We start from the raw sequence: 15,973 nt of genomic DNA, 5'->3' as shown, positions 1-15,973 counted from the left end.
AGATATTTAACTGTGTTATTCTTAGTTGAAAAACCAAAATAATATTAAAACCAACACACCTCCACTAATTGCCACTACACCAGATAGTACACTAAATGACCTTAATAATCTGGTTACTGAAATATCATGCACCTCTTTAAACAACCAGAAAAAACTACTATTTACATGTATAATACCTAAAGATCCAGCACCAATTGCAGCAGCTGTTAATTCAGGGTTCAAGACTCCACCAGTTACTAAAGGAGCAGCTATAGAAGCTGTTGTTATTAAAGAAACGGTTATAGAACCAGTAACCGTAGTGAATAAAAAACTAAGCAAAAAAGGGATAATAACACCTAATACAGAAAGACTGCCTATATCCACTTCTGAAAATAAGGAATTTACAATCTCGGTATCTTTAATTACTTGACCAAAGGCACCACCTGTACCAGTAATAAGTATTACTATGGCGCATTTGGCTCCTGCAGACTGAAAATACGAATTTAGACGTGATGAGAAATTCACTTTACCTATTAAAGGAAGCGCAAAGCAAACACCAATCATTAATGCCCAAACCGGATTCTTAATAAAGTCTATAAACGGATTGTTAGCCGAAAATATATTTCCTACAGACATTAAAATTAAAGGAACAAGTAATGAGGCAAAGGGTAATATTCGTTTATAACCAATTAATTCTTTCTTATCTGTAATATCGGTATCTTGTTCTAGTGAATTTGAACTTGGCATTTTCAATCTCTTTGTATTGAGTTTTATCCATATTAAGCCTCCAATAACGGCAACCAATGCGACCATAACATTAAATGGTATCATATCACCAATATTGATTTCTAAAAGTGCAGCTACTGCCAAAGGACCAGGAGTAGGAGGAATAAGTGCATGTGCCACCGTTAAACTCATTGCAAGTGATAAGCCCAAAACTAAAATAGACTGACCTGATCTTTTTGAAAGTGCTACCATAGTTGGCAATAAAGTCAAATAGGCAACATCCATAAATACCGGTATACCTACTAGAAAACCAATTACCGCCATGCCCAATGGCAATCGATTGATCCCGAATAGCTTTATGATACTTTCGGCAATTACATCTGCCCCACCGGTCTCTGCCAAAATTTCACCAAGCAAGGTACCAAATAGTATCACCAAGCCTATCCATTTTAAGGTATTACCAAAACCACTTAAAAGACTTTCAGTTACGATTTCGACCGAATTACCGGTTGCCAAACCTAAAATTAAACCTGCAATTAATAACGCAGGAATAGGGTGCACCTTAAATATCGTAACACCAACGATTAGTAATATTATGCAGGAAATTAAAATAAAAAGCGAGGTCATATTCTTTTAATTCTACGGAAAGTTAATTTCAATTAATTGTTTATTGATAACATTCCTCTTACAAACTTAACAGAAACAGCGGTTAACTATAGCTACACGATTACCCTAAAGAAACACTATATTAACATATATAAAACTTATAAAAGCACCTAAATCGGTAGTGCATCAATTGCCTAAACATCTTCTAACTCTACCTTTTGACCTGAAATATAAGGTTCCATATATTCAGTTGGAGTCATATTCATTAATGCCTTAAATTGACGATTGAAATTTGTGACAGTATTGAAACCAGATTGATAGCAAATTGTAGTAATCTGTAGTTTACCTTCTATTAATAATTTGCACGCGTGCCCAATTCTAATTTCATTTAAAAACTGCACAAATGACTTTTGCGTTCTTTTTTTAAAGTACCTACAAAAGGCATTTGGTGCCATATGAGCAATAGATGCTACGGTCTCTAACTCTATCTTATTTTCAAAATTCTCATTGAGATATGAGATTATTCTAGCCATTCGCTCTTTCTCACTTTTCTTGTATGAATTATCAAAACCATTGGAACATAGAAAATTAAAATTCTCGCTTACCGACAAAATATCTAATATTTTCAATAACCCAACGATTCGTGAAAGCCCTTGCCCCCTGACAAGACCCATCATATGAGTATGTACTAAATAGGTTGCAGCCTTAGAAAACTTAAGACCCCTATTTGCATTATCAAAAAGTATTTGTAATCTTTTTGCTTCGGGTAATTCTTTAAAAGCCTCTCCTAAAAAATCACGTTCAAATTTTACTACAATTAAATCTGCTGAGTTATTTTCGTCTAAACCATCATAATACTCACGATGGTTTCTGAACAAATGTGGCACATTACTACCTATCATATAAAGCTCACCCTCCTCAAAATTACCAATCGAATTACCCACATAACGTGTACCCGTACTTTTCAAAAAATAGATCAGCTCTATCTCTGGATGAAAATGCCAATCTTGCTCAATACAAGGTATCGTGTCTTGTCGTGCTAAAAATGAATTTTCGGGCTTTCTGTCGGTTTGTTTATAGGTTAGTTTCATAATGCCTATTGCTAAAATTTAATATTGTAAAAAATTACAATTCAATTAAATTCAAATATTCTGAAACTAAATATATAATAATATTTTCACTTTATTTTTATCAAAATCACATATTTAAGATAATTTACTGCTATATCTTACATTAACGCAATTTATTAGACATTTAAATTAATTTCTAGTGATTTTCAATCTGAAGATGATTATTCAATTACAAAAAGGCTAATATTTTGTACAACAGTTAATTGCAAAATAATAATCGGCATAACAACTAAATTATTATTATTTTCACTTTAGTATATACCGAATACGTTACCGCATACGGTAAAAAGCAATTTTCGGTAAAATCAAAAATATAAATTACTGATAATCAATTAGTTAATTTTTTAGTGTAGGAATTTTCTTGAACTCATAACCCGAAGGTCGCTGGTTCGAGTCCAGTAACCGCTACAAAGACCTGTATTTTGTTCGGCTTTAAAAAAATCATCATACATATAAGATTGCCCAGATACTACGAATTCAAATTCGTTCGAACTGTCGACCAAAAAGATAATAATGCTGAAGTCGTTTTTTTAGAAAGATCAGCGAGCAAGGTCATATTCGTAACAAAAGCTTCTTTTGAATCATAATATTCAGAATCATCAACAGGTGCATAAAGCGCCATATCCCATTTTGGAAAATATCTTTGTCTTGACGGACCTTCCCACAATAAATCTAAAGTATGATGTCTACTATCACTTTTGATTTTATCAAACAACTGAAGTACATTACTCTCCTCACCTTCCAAAATTTGCACGATACTTTCTTCAAAGTACACTAGGCATCCGGTTATTTCATGTGTATTATTCCTTTTCCGTGCATTAATGAGAATACTCTCAATTTCCGCTATAGTTAATTCTGGTGATATTTTGGACTGGTAGGTTAGTTGGAACATTTATTCTTTCACGTTTATTTACACAGACATTAAGTTAATGAAAAAGTTGATTGTTTTAATTCAGTTCATCAAAAAATAGAGGTTTTATGTTTTACCTAGCGTCATCAGTTCTCCCCATTGCGTGGTAAACCGCGGACTGCGATGCTCTTTAATTAGCGCCCATTCTTTACTGCGATTACCTACCGTTGCAACCTTGATTTTATTCTTGCCATACTTGCCATTTAGATTATCGATAAGATTGGTAATAACATCACTCTCACTCTTATGTGGATCATCGAACATGTTTGTCTGCACTTCGTTTCGGTGTACTAATTGAGTCAGGTTTACACCTACCTTTTTATAACGATATCCTGGTTTAAATATCTGTTGCAAACCTTTCAATGCTTCTTTCGTTAGTTTGATGGTACTATCTGTCGGTGTATCTAAATTAATACTAATGCTGTTTCTATATTGCTTATCAATTGCACTATGTTGATTGGTCTGCAATGAGATTTCTAGTTGAGCGGCTAGACTATGTTGCTGCCGTAATAAATCTGCTACTTCTGCAACATAATAACTACACGCTTCCTCAATAAGAGAGTAGTCGGAGAGCTTGAATCCGAATGATTTCGCTGTTCCGATACCCTTTTTTGCATTTGTTTCGGTCTCCAATTCTAAGCAAGGTACATTATTCAATTCTCGCCATAAACGCTCACCGATTACAGTCATTTCTTTTCTTACCCATGCAACGGGCATATTAGCAAAATCCAATGCTGTATGTATGCCATTGTTTTGAAGTCGAATAGCATGCTTTTTCCCTATTCCCCAGATATCCTTCACGTCAAGGTTACGTAATAAATGTTGTCTTTTCCGTTCACTATCTACCACATAGACATTATTGTTTTTCGGGATTTTCTTGGCGTATTTATTAGCCAACTTCGATAACGATTTTGTTTTAGCAATACCTACTCCCACTGGTATTCCTGTATTTTTATGGACCGTATCTTTTATCGTATGAGCAATTGCATTGTAATCACCAACCTTAATGCACCCTAAATCAACCCAACTTTCGTCAATACTGTATTCTTCTACTCTAGGTGAAAATGTCATCAAAGTATCCATCACCCTTCTAGACATATCACTGTACAAGGTATAATTCGATGAGAAATAAGTAACATCATTCTCATCAAGCAATTTTTTAATCTCAAATATGGGCTGAAACATGGGGATGTCTGTCAACGCTTTAGCTTGTTTATTTGCCGCAATGATGCATCCGTCATTATTACTTAAAACAACTACTGGCCTGTTGATCAAATCTGGTCTAAAGACTTGCTCGCATGAAGCATAAAAACTATTACAATCTACTAATGCTATCATAATACCGACTTTATAATGTAGGTTATCGTTCCCCAAACATTCAATCGAGAGGTACAGGTCTTATCTATTCGAACGATTTTAAAACTATCGTCTACGGCAGCTACTACGAGTTGATTAAATTTTGGAGTCAACGATTTGTCGACAATTAAAACATCATTCTTAAAAGTACCGAACTCCTTAAACTCATCATCTACTACCCTTATAAAAAATGTCGACGATGAATTAGATACCAATACTTCGTTCAAATCGATTCGAGGTTCACTATAATGTGTTGCCGGACTCGAAAAACCCGTCTGTGTCGGACTTTTGACCCTATGGTTATTATCTGATTTTTTAATTAAATGTTTGTCTTCTACAATCATAACTTTAAATCGTATTCCTATTTTTTTCGTTCCCGAACCCAATGATCATGCGGTACATTCCAAAAGCCGAGTACCGGCATTATAAAACAAACTACCCGAGAAGGGTATTTATAATACAGATTAACATCTTGGGTATCGGTCTCGTACTCCACAAAAAATCCATCCATAACAATCGGCTTGCTTTCGAACAGCCCATTGTCTTTCAATGCACCTTCATATCGCTCCTTCCCTATCTCTTTAAGAAGGGCTTTTATGCACTTAAGATCGTAATTTCTAAATACTGTTTTGGACATTGTCCAAATTTCAGGATATTATCCAAATAATTTAATGTAATTTTGAAAATATTATTAACAATGGGCAGAAAAGAGAAAAACCGCTCCGGAAATAAGGTAGACGAACACTTTCAAATTGAAGACCTTGTATAAAAATATTGAAGCTAAAAAATTTAGTACAGCCTACAACAGTAGATAATATAAACATATTCCCTACTATTTTTTATACCGTTAATCATTAAACAATTAGAGTTATGTTTTTAAGCAGGACCGCAGTAATTTATAGAAGATTTAGAACCTCATTCTAGCTTTAATTATTAGTGATAAGGCAAGTAATATGAGGACTCTAATTTAATATTAAGACTACATGAGTTTAAAAGAAGAACTTAACAAGCAACAGTTAAAAGCTGTCGAATTTTCAGGTAAACATCTTTTGGTACTTGCCGGTGCGGGTACAGGAAAAACACGTACAATAATTGCGAGGGCTGCCTATTTAATTGAAAATGGTGCTAACCCGTCGAAAATTCAAATACTCACGTTTACCAAGAAAGCTGCTAACGAAATTGTTGAGCGTGTAAAAGCAAGCTTACCACAATCTAGCGGGCGTACGCTTAACGGCGCCACATTCCACTCATGGTGTAATCAACTTATCATAAAGTATCCTAACTTGTTCGGTGCCGCTAATTTTACGGTAATTGACCCAGATGATCAGTTAGGTTTAATGAAAATGGTTTCTGGTAGCCATAGCGATGTTTATGGTAAACTTCGTATAAAACCGCAGCAGTTATTAGATGTCTATTCTTATGCCAGAAACACTAAAAAGAATTTGACCGAATCTATACGTACCCTAGTTTATAAGGGTAAAGAAGATAAGGATACCGAGTACGAGATAACTGCTATGAAACCTAATGTAGAAATTTTACTTAGGGCATATCAAAAGAAAAAGATGGAGCAACATTATCTAGATTATGATGATTTGCTGTTGGTGGTATCCACTCAACTAAAATCTAACCCAGAGGCTAGAAAGCTATTATCTCAAGACCTTGATTATCTTCTTGTTGATGAAATGCAAGATACCAACCCCTTGCAATGGGAGCTACTTTCTCCATTCATAGATATTTGCAGTTTGTTCTGCGTTGGTGATGATGCGCAATCGATCTATTCGTTTAGAGGGGCAGATTTTAGAAATGTGCATCAATTTAAAGAACGTGTACCCAACTCTGAGGTTTATAAGCTTGAAAAAAATTACCGCTCTACGCAAGAAATATTAGATATTTCAAATTGGTTGTTAGACAAGTCGCCCATAGATTACAAAAAACAATTACAGTCTGTACGAGGAAGCGGAGAAGTACCTGTATTATTAAATGTAAGTGATGAATGGCAAGAAGCCAATTGGGTAGCTGATGAAATCTTAAAAAACTATACTGATGAGGACCGTAAGTTTGCTGATCATTTAATTCTATCGCGTTCTCAGTATTACACAAAAACATTACAGGCAGTATTTATAAGAAGAAAAATACCCTATGTCACTTATGGCGGGCGCAAATTTTTACAAGCTGCACATATTAAAGATTTAGTTTCATTATTGCGAATAGTCAACAACCCATACGATGAAATTGCTTGGGTGAGATTCCTGACTTTTTGGGAAGGAATCGGTGAAGTTAGAGCCTCTAGAATTATGGCCGTTATTATTGCAGATGAAGGTAAAACCGATATCCCTACGCTATTACAAGGTGCCATACCTGGAAAAGACGGAATCAAAATTGCAGAACTATATAATGCCGTACAAAAAGAGAAGGGTAAAGTCGGTAAAATGGTAGACATTGCCTACGATGCCATGTCATTAGGGATGGCTTTTAGATACCGAAAAGATTGGATAGAAAAGCGCAAAGGAGATTTCCCCGTTTTAAAACTTCTGGCAAATAGTTACTCGAGCTTAGGCGAGTTTATTGGTGAAGGACTATTAGATAATGCAGAAAAGATGAACGGCGCACCTGTGCTAAGTGAATCGCAATTAGAGACCGATGAAGAAAAAGATCATGTAGTTATATCAACCATTCACTCCGCAAAAGGACTGGAAGCCGATGTTTGTATTGTTTTAAATGTATCGCCGAAGGCATTTCCTTCCGCTTGGTCTTTAGATGATGTAGATGCCATTGAGGAAGACCGCAGGGTTTTGTATGTCGCATTAACACGTGCTAAGAACAGATTAATTATTACTAGAAATACCGCTTCTATATCAGCAATTCATGGTAAATCTCTTCCCACAAATTCAGGTCAGAAAGCAGATGACGCAGAAACGTATTTTTTAACGGCTATACCTGACGGATTGGTAAAACAAGAAACCATTGGTTACGATTTTAAGCCTGTGAAGGATGCCGCAGAACCGAACAATATGGACTTATCTTCAGGGATGGATTTTAGCTAAATATCAGGAATGCCAGAAAGAAAATTTGCCATTATTTCGATGTCCACTTTTGGTTACAAACCAAATCCCTTAAGAATAGTTCAGCTGACTATAAGCAAACTTAATGGTGATTATTACGAACCTATATTTCAAACTAACATTAACCCTGAAGAACGTATACCAAATTACATTCAGCAAAAAACAGGCTTGACAGATACCATGTTGTTGAAGGCACCTACCTTCTTAGAAATTGCTAATACTATATTAAGAGAACTTGAAGACCACATATTGGTTGGTCATAACGCATCATTTTTACATTATGCTTTACAATCTGAATTTAAATATTTGGGGTATTCTTTTAAAACTCCCCAGCTATGTACCGTGCGATTGGCGAAGAAGTTAATACCAAATATGACCAGTTATGAACTGCCTTATTTGAGCAGTGTTCTTAATATTCCCTACATAGAATCAAATGATTTGGACGATGACAATGCTGCGGTTGCCCTACTATTTCAAAGATTGATTTTGCTTGATGATGATGAAATGGTCATCTCTAAATTCTTAGAACCTAAAGTTGAGAAAGAAAATATAGCACCCAAAAATATAGCTTATCAAAAACTAAACTCTTTACCTAGCTCCCCCGGAATTTATAAGTTTCAGGACCAAAGAGGTGAAGTAGTTTATGTAGGTAAGGCCAAGGATATTAAAAAAAGGGTATTGAGCCATTTCTATAACTCGAGCGAGAAAGAAATAACTCTTTGTGATGCTACTTACCACATAGATTTTGAAACTACCGGTAGCGAACTGATTGCCCTATTACGAGAGGCGGACCTGATCGATAAATTAGACCCACCGTTTAATTATATTCAAAAGAAAAGTTATGTCACCTACCATATCGTACCACAAAAAAATAGAAAGGGCATTCTACAATTAAAAATAGAAAGAAGGCCTTTTCAACACTCCCCTACCGAAATATTCTTAAAGCGAGGTGATGCCATTAAACGCTTATTAGAACTGACTAAAAAGTATAGCTTATGTCCTTTACAAACAGGGTTGAAAAGCAAGTTAGGTAGATGTACCCACGGCGAATATAATGAATGCGATGGAATCTGTACTGGAGAAGAAGCAGTAGGATTATATAACGAGAAAGTTGAAAATGCCTTAGATTATCTCAACAACGAAAAAGACAATTATGTACTTTTTGAAAAAGGAAGAACCAAAGAAGAACGTGGTTTTGTTTTAGTTCTTCATGGTGTTTACCAAGGCTTCGGTTTTCTTGATAATTCTCAATCGGTATCTAGTCTAGAAGACTTAAAGGATATGCTTGACCCAAAAAAACATTCGTACCATACCGCTAAAATTATTTCAAGTTATACTCAGCGAAATCCATGGAAAATTAAACCTTTGGAAAAAGTAGGGATTTTTTTGAAATCATAACCCGAAAGTCACAGGACGGAGTTTTGTTCTCGATAAAAAAAGCTTTTCAGTAAACTGATGGATATTTTTATGCTCCCGTAAATATTTGAAAAACCAAGTCCTTGGTCAAAGGCTGACCATTTGCTTTTTGGCGAATAGTTTCAAAACTAAACCTAAAATCACAACCTGCTTTGTATTCACTACAGCCATACGCAGTTTTTCCTTTAACTATAGTACCTTTATTACATTTAGGACACTTATTTTCTTCAGTAGTATTCTTTGCTTGAACTTTAGACTTCTTAGGTTCTAACTTCAGCTTAAAGCTTTCATCAAATCTAACCAAACCTTCAACGGAAGCATTGTTGACTTTAAAGCCTTTTAAATTTACTGTCGAACCTTTTTGAAACAGCCTAATGTATTGTTTTTCTGAAATAGTTTTTCCTTCAAACTTAAAAGGAATTACAAAATCGCAAGTCTTATTAAACTCAGAACAGCCATAGGCTGATTTCCCTTTTCGTATGGTTCCTTTCTTACATTTAGGACAAACCTCTGATGTTATTCCTGTAGCCTTTTTAATTGCTATTTTCTTAGAAGTCGCTGCTGCCGGTTTATTATTTACAGCCGAAATATTAGCCTTTCTAGTTTCACTTCGAACGTCGTAAACCAATTGATCCACCATTTGTTTCATCTGTTTAATGAAACTACCTGCACTAAAAGTACCTTTCTCTATATCTTTTAATTGCTTTTCCCATTTACCGGTAAGTTCGGCAGACTTCAGCATTTCATTTTGAATGGTATCTATTAACTGAATTCCTGTAACGGTGGGAATCACTTGCTTTTTATTTCGCTTTATATATTTTCTGCGAAACAATGTTTCAATGATATTGGCACGTGTAGAAGGTCTACCAATTCCGTTTTCTTTCATTAGCTCACGAAGTTCATCGTCATCGACCTTTTTACCTGCTGTTTCCATTGCACGCAAGAGTGAAGCTTCTGTATACTGCTTTGGTGGCTTTGTTTGCTTTTCTAGAAATGAAGGTTCGTGTGGTCCCTTTTCGCCTTTCTTAAAAGTTGGCAATATTCCCGTTTCTTTTGATGATGAATCAGGTGTTTCAAAAACAACACGCCACCCCTTTTCTAAAATCTCTTTCCCTGTGGTTTTAAACTTTACTGTTTCAGCTTTACCTATCACTGTAGTATTCGAAACTTTACAATCTGGATAAAACACCGCAATAAAACGACGGACAATTATATCATAAACCTGCTGCTGGTTGTATTGCAAGTTCATTTGTTGACCGGTAGGAATAATAGCGTGGTGATCTGTAACCTTACTATCGTCAAAAACCTTTTTGGTTTTCTTTATTTTTTTACCATCAAGAGGCTTCGTTAACGTATCATACTTCGTAAGTTTCTTAAGTATTCCCGGCACTTTAGGGTACACATCATTAGGCAAAAATGTGGTATCTACTCTTGGGTAGGTTACTACTTTTTGCTCATATAATTTCTGAACAATCTTTAATGTCTCGTCTGCACTAAATCCAAATTTGGTGTTACAATACACCTGCAACCCTGTTAAATCAAAAAGTTTTGGTGCATATTCATTCCCCGCTTTTTTGGTAGTGGAAACAATTTCGAAATCGTGTTCTTTTACAATATTGGCAAGTTTTTCGCCATCTTCTACTTTCAAAAAACGACCTTCTTCATAACTGAACAAGGTCTCGCGATATAATGTTTGCAGCTCCCAATAGGGTTGTGGCTTAAAATTTTCTATCTCCTTAAACCGGTCTACCAGCATAGCCAAGGTCGGTGTTTGTACACGCCCAACAGACAATACTTGTTTGTAGCCACCATGTTTTAAAGTGTATAAACGAGTGGCATTCATACCCAAAAGCCAATCGCCAATAGCACGAGAAAAGCCTGCATAATATAAATTATCGTAATCTGCAGATGATTTTAAATTATTGAACCCTTCTTTTATAGCTTCTGTGGTAAGTGATGAAATCCAAAGTCTTTCAACTTTGCCTTTATAGTTCGCTTGATTTAATACCCAACGTTGTATCAATTCTCCCTCTTGCCCGGCATCACCACAGTTTATAACAACATCTGCCTTATCGAATAATTGCTTTATAATTTTAAACTGTTTTTGAATACCAGAATCTTTTGTCACTTTGGTTTCAAAATGTTCGGGTAACATTGGTAGATTATTTAAATCCCAACTTTTCCAATGTGGCTTATAATCATTTGGCTCTTTGAGCGTGCAAAGGTGTCCGAAAGTGTATGTTACTGCATAGCCATTGCCTTCGTAATAACCATCATGTTTGGTATTTGCCCCAAGAACGGAAGCGATTTCTCGAGCTACAGATGGTTTTTCGGCAATACAGACTTTCATTTTATGAATTGAAAATTAAAGATTTAGGCATTGATCTTAGTCTAAGCAGTCATATTATTTATGATAACTAAAATTCACAACCGTCGGACATTTTTATTTGGACAAATATAGAAATAGTTTGTCATAGGTAATAGTATATAAAAAGCTTCTAAAACTGAGTTTTAGAAGCTTTTTAATTCTAGTTATTTAGCTAACATAAAAATGATGCCAATTACCAGAGTGTTCAAAAAAAAAATCCTTTCAAAAAAAATAGGGTAATTTTAATTTTCATGTATTCTCTTAATAGGTTAACGTATTGTAACCGTTTGCTTGTAGTTGCAGTACACGTACCGATGCGGTCGGCGTAACATCAAGACCATCAAAAAGTGTTTCTTCTGCTACACCTAGTTTCTCCATAGCAACACTGCATACACTTACTTTCACCTTTCCCTTATATTTTTTAAAGAACTCTTCAAGCTCTGAACCTTTTACCAATTGGGTCACCACTTTACCTTTTACCACAATTTCATAATCCTCTATTTTAACGCCGTTCTCAATAAGAAGGTCATACATACTTAGCACACCCTTAAAATGTCTTTCTGTAGTAAGTATAAAACCATATTTAGGTGTTTTCTGTAAATCAGCAACAGCTTGTTCGTCTAATTTTTTTTGTCCATATGCTTGTGTGCCACTAGCAATCATTACAATAACTACTAAAAGTGTTCGTAAAATATTATTCATAATTTCTATTTTGATGGATGTATTTGTTATTTAAAAATACAGAAAAATAGTTCTAAATATTAATTTAGGGATGATAAAAAAAGGAATCGTTTTTTAGCATTACATAACACCATCAATCGATTATAAAAATTATAGCAAAGTTCACTTCATTTACAATAGAACAACGAATTCATCTTTATGTACTACTTCATCATTCTTGAACGGCACCTTTCTCAAAGACTTCGACAACAGCTCTCTTAATTCTTTCAAGGAAGATGATTTTTTTAAGAATTGATTAGCCCCATCTTCTTTAAGCTGATTCACTTCTCTATCTCTATAAATTGAAGAATAGGCAATGATGTATATATCCTTAAATTTTTTGAAATTTCTGATATCAATAAGACACTCAAAACCATCCATAATAGGCATATATAAATCTAGAAATATTACATGTGGCAAGGTAACATCAGAGAATAATCTATCCATTAAATCGACGCCATTATCAAATTGAGATACTTCTGTATTTATATCAATACTCTTCAATGCATCCATAAAAAAATCGCGGTCATCAAAATCATCATCCGCAATATATATTTTCAAATCTTTCATTATTTCTATACAAGAACAGTAAGTCCTTCAAAATTAATAGAAAGTCGTATTTAAAATTCGACCAATAAAATGGAAAAATAACTCAATAGCATAATTATCATAATAACTATACGACAAATAAAAATATTTATAGTAAAATACTTACATTTAATTTTTTGCGTTAATATACAAATGCTCTCCCATTTAATTTATAAAATAAATTATGGCATTTAAAGATAGTAATGAGCTTTCAGTGTTACTAAAACAGTATCAGCTCGATTATTTCACTAAAGGCAAAGCATTAAAAGTATACACAATACTTTCAGAGGTGCTACCCAGAATTCAATTTAAAAGTAAGAATTGTACGTTAGAATTTCACAAGAGACATGAAGACTTAAAAACAATTGAAAGTTTGACCGATTTAAATGAATATTCTGAAAGATTTGCAGAAAATTTACTGAAATTAATTCTAGTCGTAAATAATTCTAAACTATCATCAGACATTGAATAATTAATTCCAAATCAGCATTTGAATATAAGATTAGATACCAAAGTCATTATATAAGCATGTATACTTTTCGTCTTTAATGATTTCTAATTAAAATTATCATGCCCTATTTTATTCAACAAATTCTTTGCCGCTAGCCAAAATCTTTTTGAGGTCGGATTAGGTATAACCGACATATCGGGAATTTCAAATTCAGGACTAACCATTAACTTAATATATTGAAAAGCTTCGTTTGGTAGTTTATCTGAGAGGTAAGCCATACTCCATGTATCGAACTCCCTTGAATAAATATTACCTTGAGATAGTAGAATTACTTCATAATGCCGAGTATCTACCCTAATTTTCTCGAATAACGCCATGACTATCTCGGCATCGCCTTCTAAGTATTGCACAAAAAAACCATCATGGTAAATAAGACATCCTGTAATATCATGTTTGCCGTTGAAATTTCTTGATTCCGTTAGAATTTCATCAACTTGAGCAGATGTTAAGCTATTGGCAACTGACTTATACACAAGATTGTACATATATTAAGGTATATAGAACTGCTTAAAACTATCATTAAGATACCAACTTTCAATCAATTACATCAATTTAAGTATGTTATTTTTCTTACAATACTCATACGCCGTTAATGTTTACCCTTAACTACAATAACAAACACATATTACGAGTCAATTTTAAATGTGATAGCGACTATAGAAATCTATTTTAAGCCATAATTTTCGATGGAATCTAAAATATGAAAATCATGAAAAATAAAATTATAATTACCCTCGCATTAACTGCCATTTTGAGCTCATGTTCGAGTACTAAAAAGACAACTTCGAACAGTACCGAAACAAATACTGAGCAAAATGTAACAAGCACGAAAGCAACAATAAGTACTACTACCGAATCACCAATGGTTCAAAATAATATGGCGACGCAAGTGAATGGATCAACTGGTGCCATGAACAATATTGGCGCAAAAAATAGCTCGATTGGTTTAGGTACCGAGTATTCAGAAATGTTTACTGCCTTAGAAATGAGCGAAAATCAAATTAGCATTTTCCAATCTTCTATAGAACGTTTTAAAACAAAACAGGCAAATACGGCTAGTGGCGAAATGTTAGGTAGTATTGAAAGTGAGCGAACACGACAAATGGAAGGTATTTTGTCTAGCGCACAGTATGCTAAATACGAGCAATGGTTAACAGATAATCAATAAGTAGCCAATTCATATACATGAATTGCATTAATACTAAAAGGTATGCAACAAAGCTTTTGAAAGAACCTCTGATACCTTTACAGCATACTAATTATAAAATAATATTACCATGATAAAACCCACAACAGAAGTACCTGATTTAAAAATACCTTTAATTAACGATACACAATGGAGCCTGTATGACCAAGCCAGTAAATCTTTTACCATGATTGTTTTTTATAGGGGATTACATTGCCCAGTTTGTAAAAACTATTTGGAAGATCTTGCAACAAAACTGAAAGATTTTAGCGACAGAGGTGTTCACTTAATCGCTATTAGTAGTGATAGTGAGGAAAGAGCTAAGAAAGCTGGTAAAGAATGGAATATACCAGAATTACCTGTGGGTTATAATTTACCTATTGAGACTGCTAGAGAATGGGGATTATATGTTTCTAAAAAAACATCGGACAAAGAACCGGATGAATTTTCAGAACCTGGTTTATTTTTAATTCGCCCTGACAATACCTTATATGCAAGTGCTATTCAAACAATGCCATTTGCAAGACCTCATTGGGATGATATTTTGAACGCAATAGATTACGTCAAGAAAAATAACTACCCTGCAAGAGGTGGTGAGTAGAATACATTTCAAGAATACTTTACATAAATAAGGTGATTAGTGCTGTTATAGCGCTAATCACCTTATTTTATTATCTACCTAAATGGCTCAACTACATGTTATCTAACTTCCATTTTTCAAACTTTACTTTAGCTTCATCACTTACCATTGGGTATAGCCCTATAACAGGTTCTCCTCCTTCTACCATTTCCAAAACGAAATCTTCATATAAGGTCATCTGAATACATTCATCTGCAACCTCATCGGCAAGATGTGCTGGTATTACCATTACTCCGTCATCATCACCAAGTATAATATCACCAGGAAAAACTGCTACATCGCCACAACCAATAGGATCATTTATAGCAATAGCTTGGTGCAAAGTCAAATTGGTAGGTGCTGTAGGTCTATTATGATATGACGAAAAATCTAAATCGGCAATTTCGGCGGAGTCCCTAAATCCGCCATCAGTAACAATACCTTCGGCTTTTCTAACCATTAACCGTGTTACTAAAATAGACCCTGCAGATGCAGCTCTGGCATTTTGCCTACTATCGATTACCATAACACTACCTTCAGGACATTCTTCTACCGCTACTCTTTGTAAATGCTTAGGATCTCTAAAAACCGTAATGGGATTCAGATCTTCTCGCGCAGGTATGTAACGTAAGGTATACGCCTCGCCCACCATTGTCGGTCGACCTAATTTTAATGGTTTTACGTGTTGTATAAACTGATTTTTTAATCCCTTTTTAAATAAACAGGTTGCAACGGTTGCCGTACTAACCTTTCTTAATTTATCTTTTGTTGCTTTAGCTATTTTGGTCATTCTATT

The 15,973-nt window shown here is 34.5% G+C and carries 16 protein-coding genes; 5 read left to right on the top strand and 11 right to left on the bottom strand.

Going from position 1 to position 15,973, the window contains the following annotated elements; translation table 11 throughout:
- Positions 1 to 21 precede the first annotated feature (21 nt).
- The 6 genes from ACJJVT_RS19820 to ACJJVT_RS19795 all read right to left on the bottom strand — a co-directional run bounded on the left by ACJJVT_RS19820 (position 22) and on the right by ACJJVT_RS19795 (position 5,344).
- Positions 22 to 1,332: a GntP family permease gene (locus tag ACJJVT_RS19820; RefSeq protein ID WP_405400972.1), complete on the bottom strand. Its 1,311-nt coding sequence runs from the start codon at positions 1,330 to 1,332 to the stop codon at positions 22 to 24.
- Between the two features lie 173 nt (positions 1,333 to 1,505).
- Positions 1,506 to 2,402: an AraC family transcriptional regulator gene (locus tag ACJJVT_RS19815; protein WP_405400971.1), complete on the bottom strand. Its 897-nt coding sequence runs from the start codon at positions 2,400 to 2,402 to the stop codon at positions 1,506 to 1,508.
- 508 nt (positions 2,403 to 2,910) lie between these two features.
- Complete coding sequence (locus ACJJVT_RS19810) at positions 2,911 to 3,333, bottom strand: BLUF domain-containing protein (protein ID WP_405400970.1); 423 nt, start codon at positions 3,331 to 3,333, stop codon at positions 2,911 to 2,913.
- Positions 3,334 to 3,417: 84 nt separating this feature from the next.
- Complete coding sequence (locus ACJJVT_RS19805; RefSeq protein WP_405400969.1) at positions 3,418 to 4,689, bottom strand: Y-family DNA polymerase; 1,272 nt, start codon at positions 4,687 to 4,689, stop codon at positions 3,418 to 3,420.
- Complete coding sequence (locus tag ACJJVT_RS19800) at positions 4,686 to 5,051, bottom strand: S24 family peptidase (RefSeq protein WP_405400968.1); 366 nt, start codon at positions 5,049 to 5,051, stop codon at positions 4,686 to 4,688. Before ACJJVT_RS19800 ends, ACJJVT_RS19805 begins: the two co-directional genes overlap by 4 nt.
- Positions 5,052 to 5,068: 17 nt before the next feature.
- Complete coding sequence (locus ACJJVT_RS19795) at positions 5,069 to 5,344, bottom strand: hypothetical protein (protein ID WP_405400967.1); 276 nt, start codon at positions 5,342 to 5,344, stop codon at positions 5,069 to 5,071.
- Between the two features lie 346 nt (positions 5,345 to 5,690).
- Here ACJJVT_RS19795 and ACJJVT_RS19790 point away from each other — a divergent pair, with 346 nt between their 5' ends.
- The gene (locus ACJJVT_RS19790; RefSeq protein WP_405400966.1) at positions 5,691 to 7,751 is read left to right on the top strand and encodes an ATP-dependent helicase; all 2,061 of its coding nucleotides are present in this window, start codon (positions 5,691 to 5,693) and stop codon (positions 7,749 to 7,751) included.
- A gap of 9 nt (positions 7,752 to 7,760) precedes the next feature.
- The gene (locus tag ACJJVT_RS19785; protein ID WP_405400965.1) at positions 7,761 to 9,167 is read left to right on the top strand and encodes an exonuclease domain-containing protein; all 1,407 of its coding nucleotides are present in this window, start codon (positions 7,761 to 7,763) and stop codon (positions 9,165 to 9,167) included.
- Between the two features lie 67 nt (positions 9,168 to 9,234).
- Here ACJJVT_RS19785 and ACJJVT_RS19780 read toward each other — a convergent pair whose 3' ends face one another.
- The 3 genes from ACJJVT_RS19780 to ACJJVT_RS19770 form a co-directional block, all read right to left on the bottom strand.
- Positions 9,235 to 11,535, bottom strand: coding sequence for a DNA topoisomerase 3 (locus ACJJVT_RS19780; RefSeq protein ID WP_405400964.1), 2,301 nt, complete (start codon positions 11,533 to 11,535; stop codon positions 9,235 to 9,237).
- 279 nt (positions 11,536 to 11,814) lie between these two features.
- The gene (locus tag ACJJVT_RS19775) at positions 11,815 to 12,255 is read right to left on the bottom strand and encodes a DsrE family protein (protein ID WP_299800734.1); all 441 of its coding nucleotides are present in this window, start codon (positions 12,253 to 12,255) and stop codon (positions 11,815 to 11,817) included.
- A gap of 150 nt (positions 12,256 to 12,405) precedes the next feature.
- Positions 12,406 to 12,843 (bottom strand): response regulator, encoded by a 438-nt coding sequence (locus ACJJVT_RS19770; RefSeq protein ID WP_405400963.1) that lies wholly within the window; start codon positions 12,841 to 12,843, stop codon positions 12,406 to 12,408.
- 202 nt (positions 12,844 to 13,045) lie between these two features.
- On the opposite strand from ACJJVT_RS19770, the gene ACJJVT_RS19765 reads away from it, so the two are divergent.
- Positions 13,046 to 13,333 carry a hypothetical protein gene (locus ACJJVT_RS19765; protein ID WP_405400962.1) on the top strand — a complete coding sequence of 96 codons (288 nt, stop codon included), beginning with the start codon at positions 13,046 to 13,048 and terminating at the stop codon, positions 13,331 to 13,333.
- A gap of 83 nt (positions 13,334 to 13,416) precedes the next feature.
- On the opposite strand, the gene ACJJVT_RS19760 is transcribed toward ACJJVT_RS19765, so the two are convergent.
- Positions 13,417 to 13,857 carry a BLUF domain-containing protein gene (locus tag ACJJVT_RS19760; protein WP_405400961.1) on the bottom strand — a complete coding sequence of 147 codons (441 nt, stop codon included), beginning with the start codon at positions 13,855 to 13,857 and terminating at the stop codon, positions 13,417 to 13,419.
- A gap of 224 nt (positions 13,858 to 14,081) precedes the next feature.
- Here ACJJVT_RS19760 and ACJJVT_RS19755 point away from each other — a divergent pair, with 224 nt between their 5' ends.
- Complete coding sequence (locus tag ACJJVT_RS19755; protein ID WP_405400960.1) at positions 14,082 to 14,540, top strand: hypothetical protein; 459 nt, start codon at positions 14,082 to 14,084, stop codon at positions 14,538 to 14,540.
- Between the two features lie 109 nt (positions 14,541 to 14,649).
- Positions 14,650 to 15,159: a peroxiredoxin-like family protein gene (locus tag ACJJVT_RS19750; protein ID WP_405400959.1), complete on the top strand. Its 510-nt coding sequence runs from the start codon at positions 14,650 to 14,652 to the stop codon at positions 15,157 to 15,159.
- A gap of 91 nt (positions 15,160 to 15,250) precedes the next feature.
- Here ACJJVT_RS19750 and ACJJVT_RS19745 read toward each other — a convergent pair whose 3' ends face one another.
- Positions 15,251 to 15,967 (bottom strand): ribonuclease activity regulator RraA, encoded by a 717-nt coding sequence (locus ACJJVT_RS19745; protein ID WP_405400958.1) that lies wholly within the window; start codon positions 15,965 to 15,967, stop codon positions 15,251 to 15,253.
- Positions 15,968 to 15,973 lie beyond the last annotated feature (6 nt).

Source organism: Maribacter sp. Asnod2-G09 (assembly GCF_045063795.1).
Taxonomy (GTDB): Bacteria; Bacteroidota; Bacteroidia; order Flavobacteriales; family Flavobacteriaceae; genus Maribacter.
The sequence above is the reverse complement of the archived record's forward strand: the minus strand, read 5'-3'. Positions and strand labels throughout refer to the sequence as shown.

Excerpts from the sequence above, each read along its gene's own strand:
- ACJJVT_RS19820 (WP_405400972.1), bottom strand. The coding sequence starts at position 1,332 with ATGACCTCGCTTTTTATTTTAATTTCCTGCATAATATTACTAATCGTT.
- ACJJVT_RS19815 (WP_405400971.1), bottom strand. The coding sequence starts at position 2,402 with ATGAAACTAACCTATAAACAAACCGACAGAAAGCCCGAAAATTCATTT.
- ACJJVT_RS19810 (WP_405400970.1), bottom strand. The coding sequence starts at position 3,333 with ATGTTCCAACTAACCTACCAGTCCAAAATATCACCAGAATTAACTATA.
- ACJJVT_RS19805 (WP_405400969.1), bottom strand. The coding sequence starts at position 4,689 with ATGATAGCATTAGTAGATTGTAATAGTTTTTATGCTTCATGCGAGCAA.
- ACJJVT_RS19800 (WP_405400968.1), bottom strand. The coding sequence starts at position 5,051 with ATGATTGTAGAAGACAAACATTTAATTAAAAAATCAGATAATAACCAT.
- ACJJVT_RS19795 (WP_405400967.1), bottom strand. The coding sequence starts at position 5,344 with ATGTCCAAAACAGTATTTAGAAATTACGATCTTAAGTGCATAAAAGCC.
- ACJJVT_RS19790 (WP_405400966.1), top strand. The coding sequence starts at position 5,691 with ATGAGTTTAAAAGAAGAACTTAACAAGCAACAGTTAAAAGCTGTCGAA.
- ACJJVT_RS19785 (WP_405400965.1), top strand. The coding sequence starts at position 7,761 with ATGCCAGAAAGAAAATTTGCCATTATTTCGATGTCCACTTTTGGTTAC.
- ACJJVT_RS19780 (WP_405400964.1), bottom strand. The coding sequence starts at position 11,535 with ATGAAAGTCTGTATTGCCGAAAAACCATCTGTAGCTCGAGAAATCGCT.
- ACJJVT_RS19775 (WP_299800734.1), bottom strand. The coding sequence starts at position 12,255 with ATGAATAATATTTTACGAACACTTTTAGTAGTTATTGTAATGATTGCT.
- ACJJVT_RS19770 (WP_405400963.1), bottom strand. The coding sequence starts at position 12,843 with ATGAAAGATTTGAAAATATATATTGCGGATGATGATTTTGATGACCGC.
- ACJJVT_RS19765 (WP_405400962.1), top strand. The coding sequence starts at position 13,046 with ATGGCATTTAAAGATAGTAATGAGCTTTCAGTGTTACTAAAACAGTAT.
- ACJJVT_RS19760 (WP_405400961.1), bottom strand. The coding sequence starts at position 13,857 with ATGTACAATCTTGTGTATAAGTCAGTTGCCAATAGCTTAACATCTGCT.
- ACJJVT_RS19755 (WP_405400960.1), top strand. The coding sequence starts at position 14,082 with ATGAAAAATAAAATTATAATTACCCTCGCATTAACTGCCATTTTGAGC.
- ACJJVT_RS19750 (WP_405400959.1), top strand. The coding sequence starts at position 14,650 with ATGATAAAACCCACAACAGAAGTACCTGATTTAAAAATACCTTTAATT.
- ACJJVT_RS19745 (WP_405400958.1), bottom strand. The coding sequence starts at position 15,967 with ATGACCAAAATAGCTAAAGCAACAAAAGATAAATTAAGAAAGGTTAGT.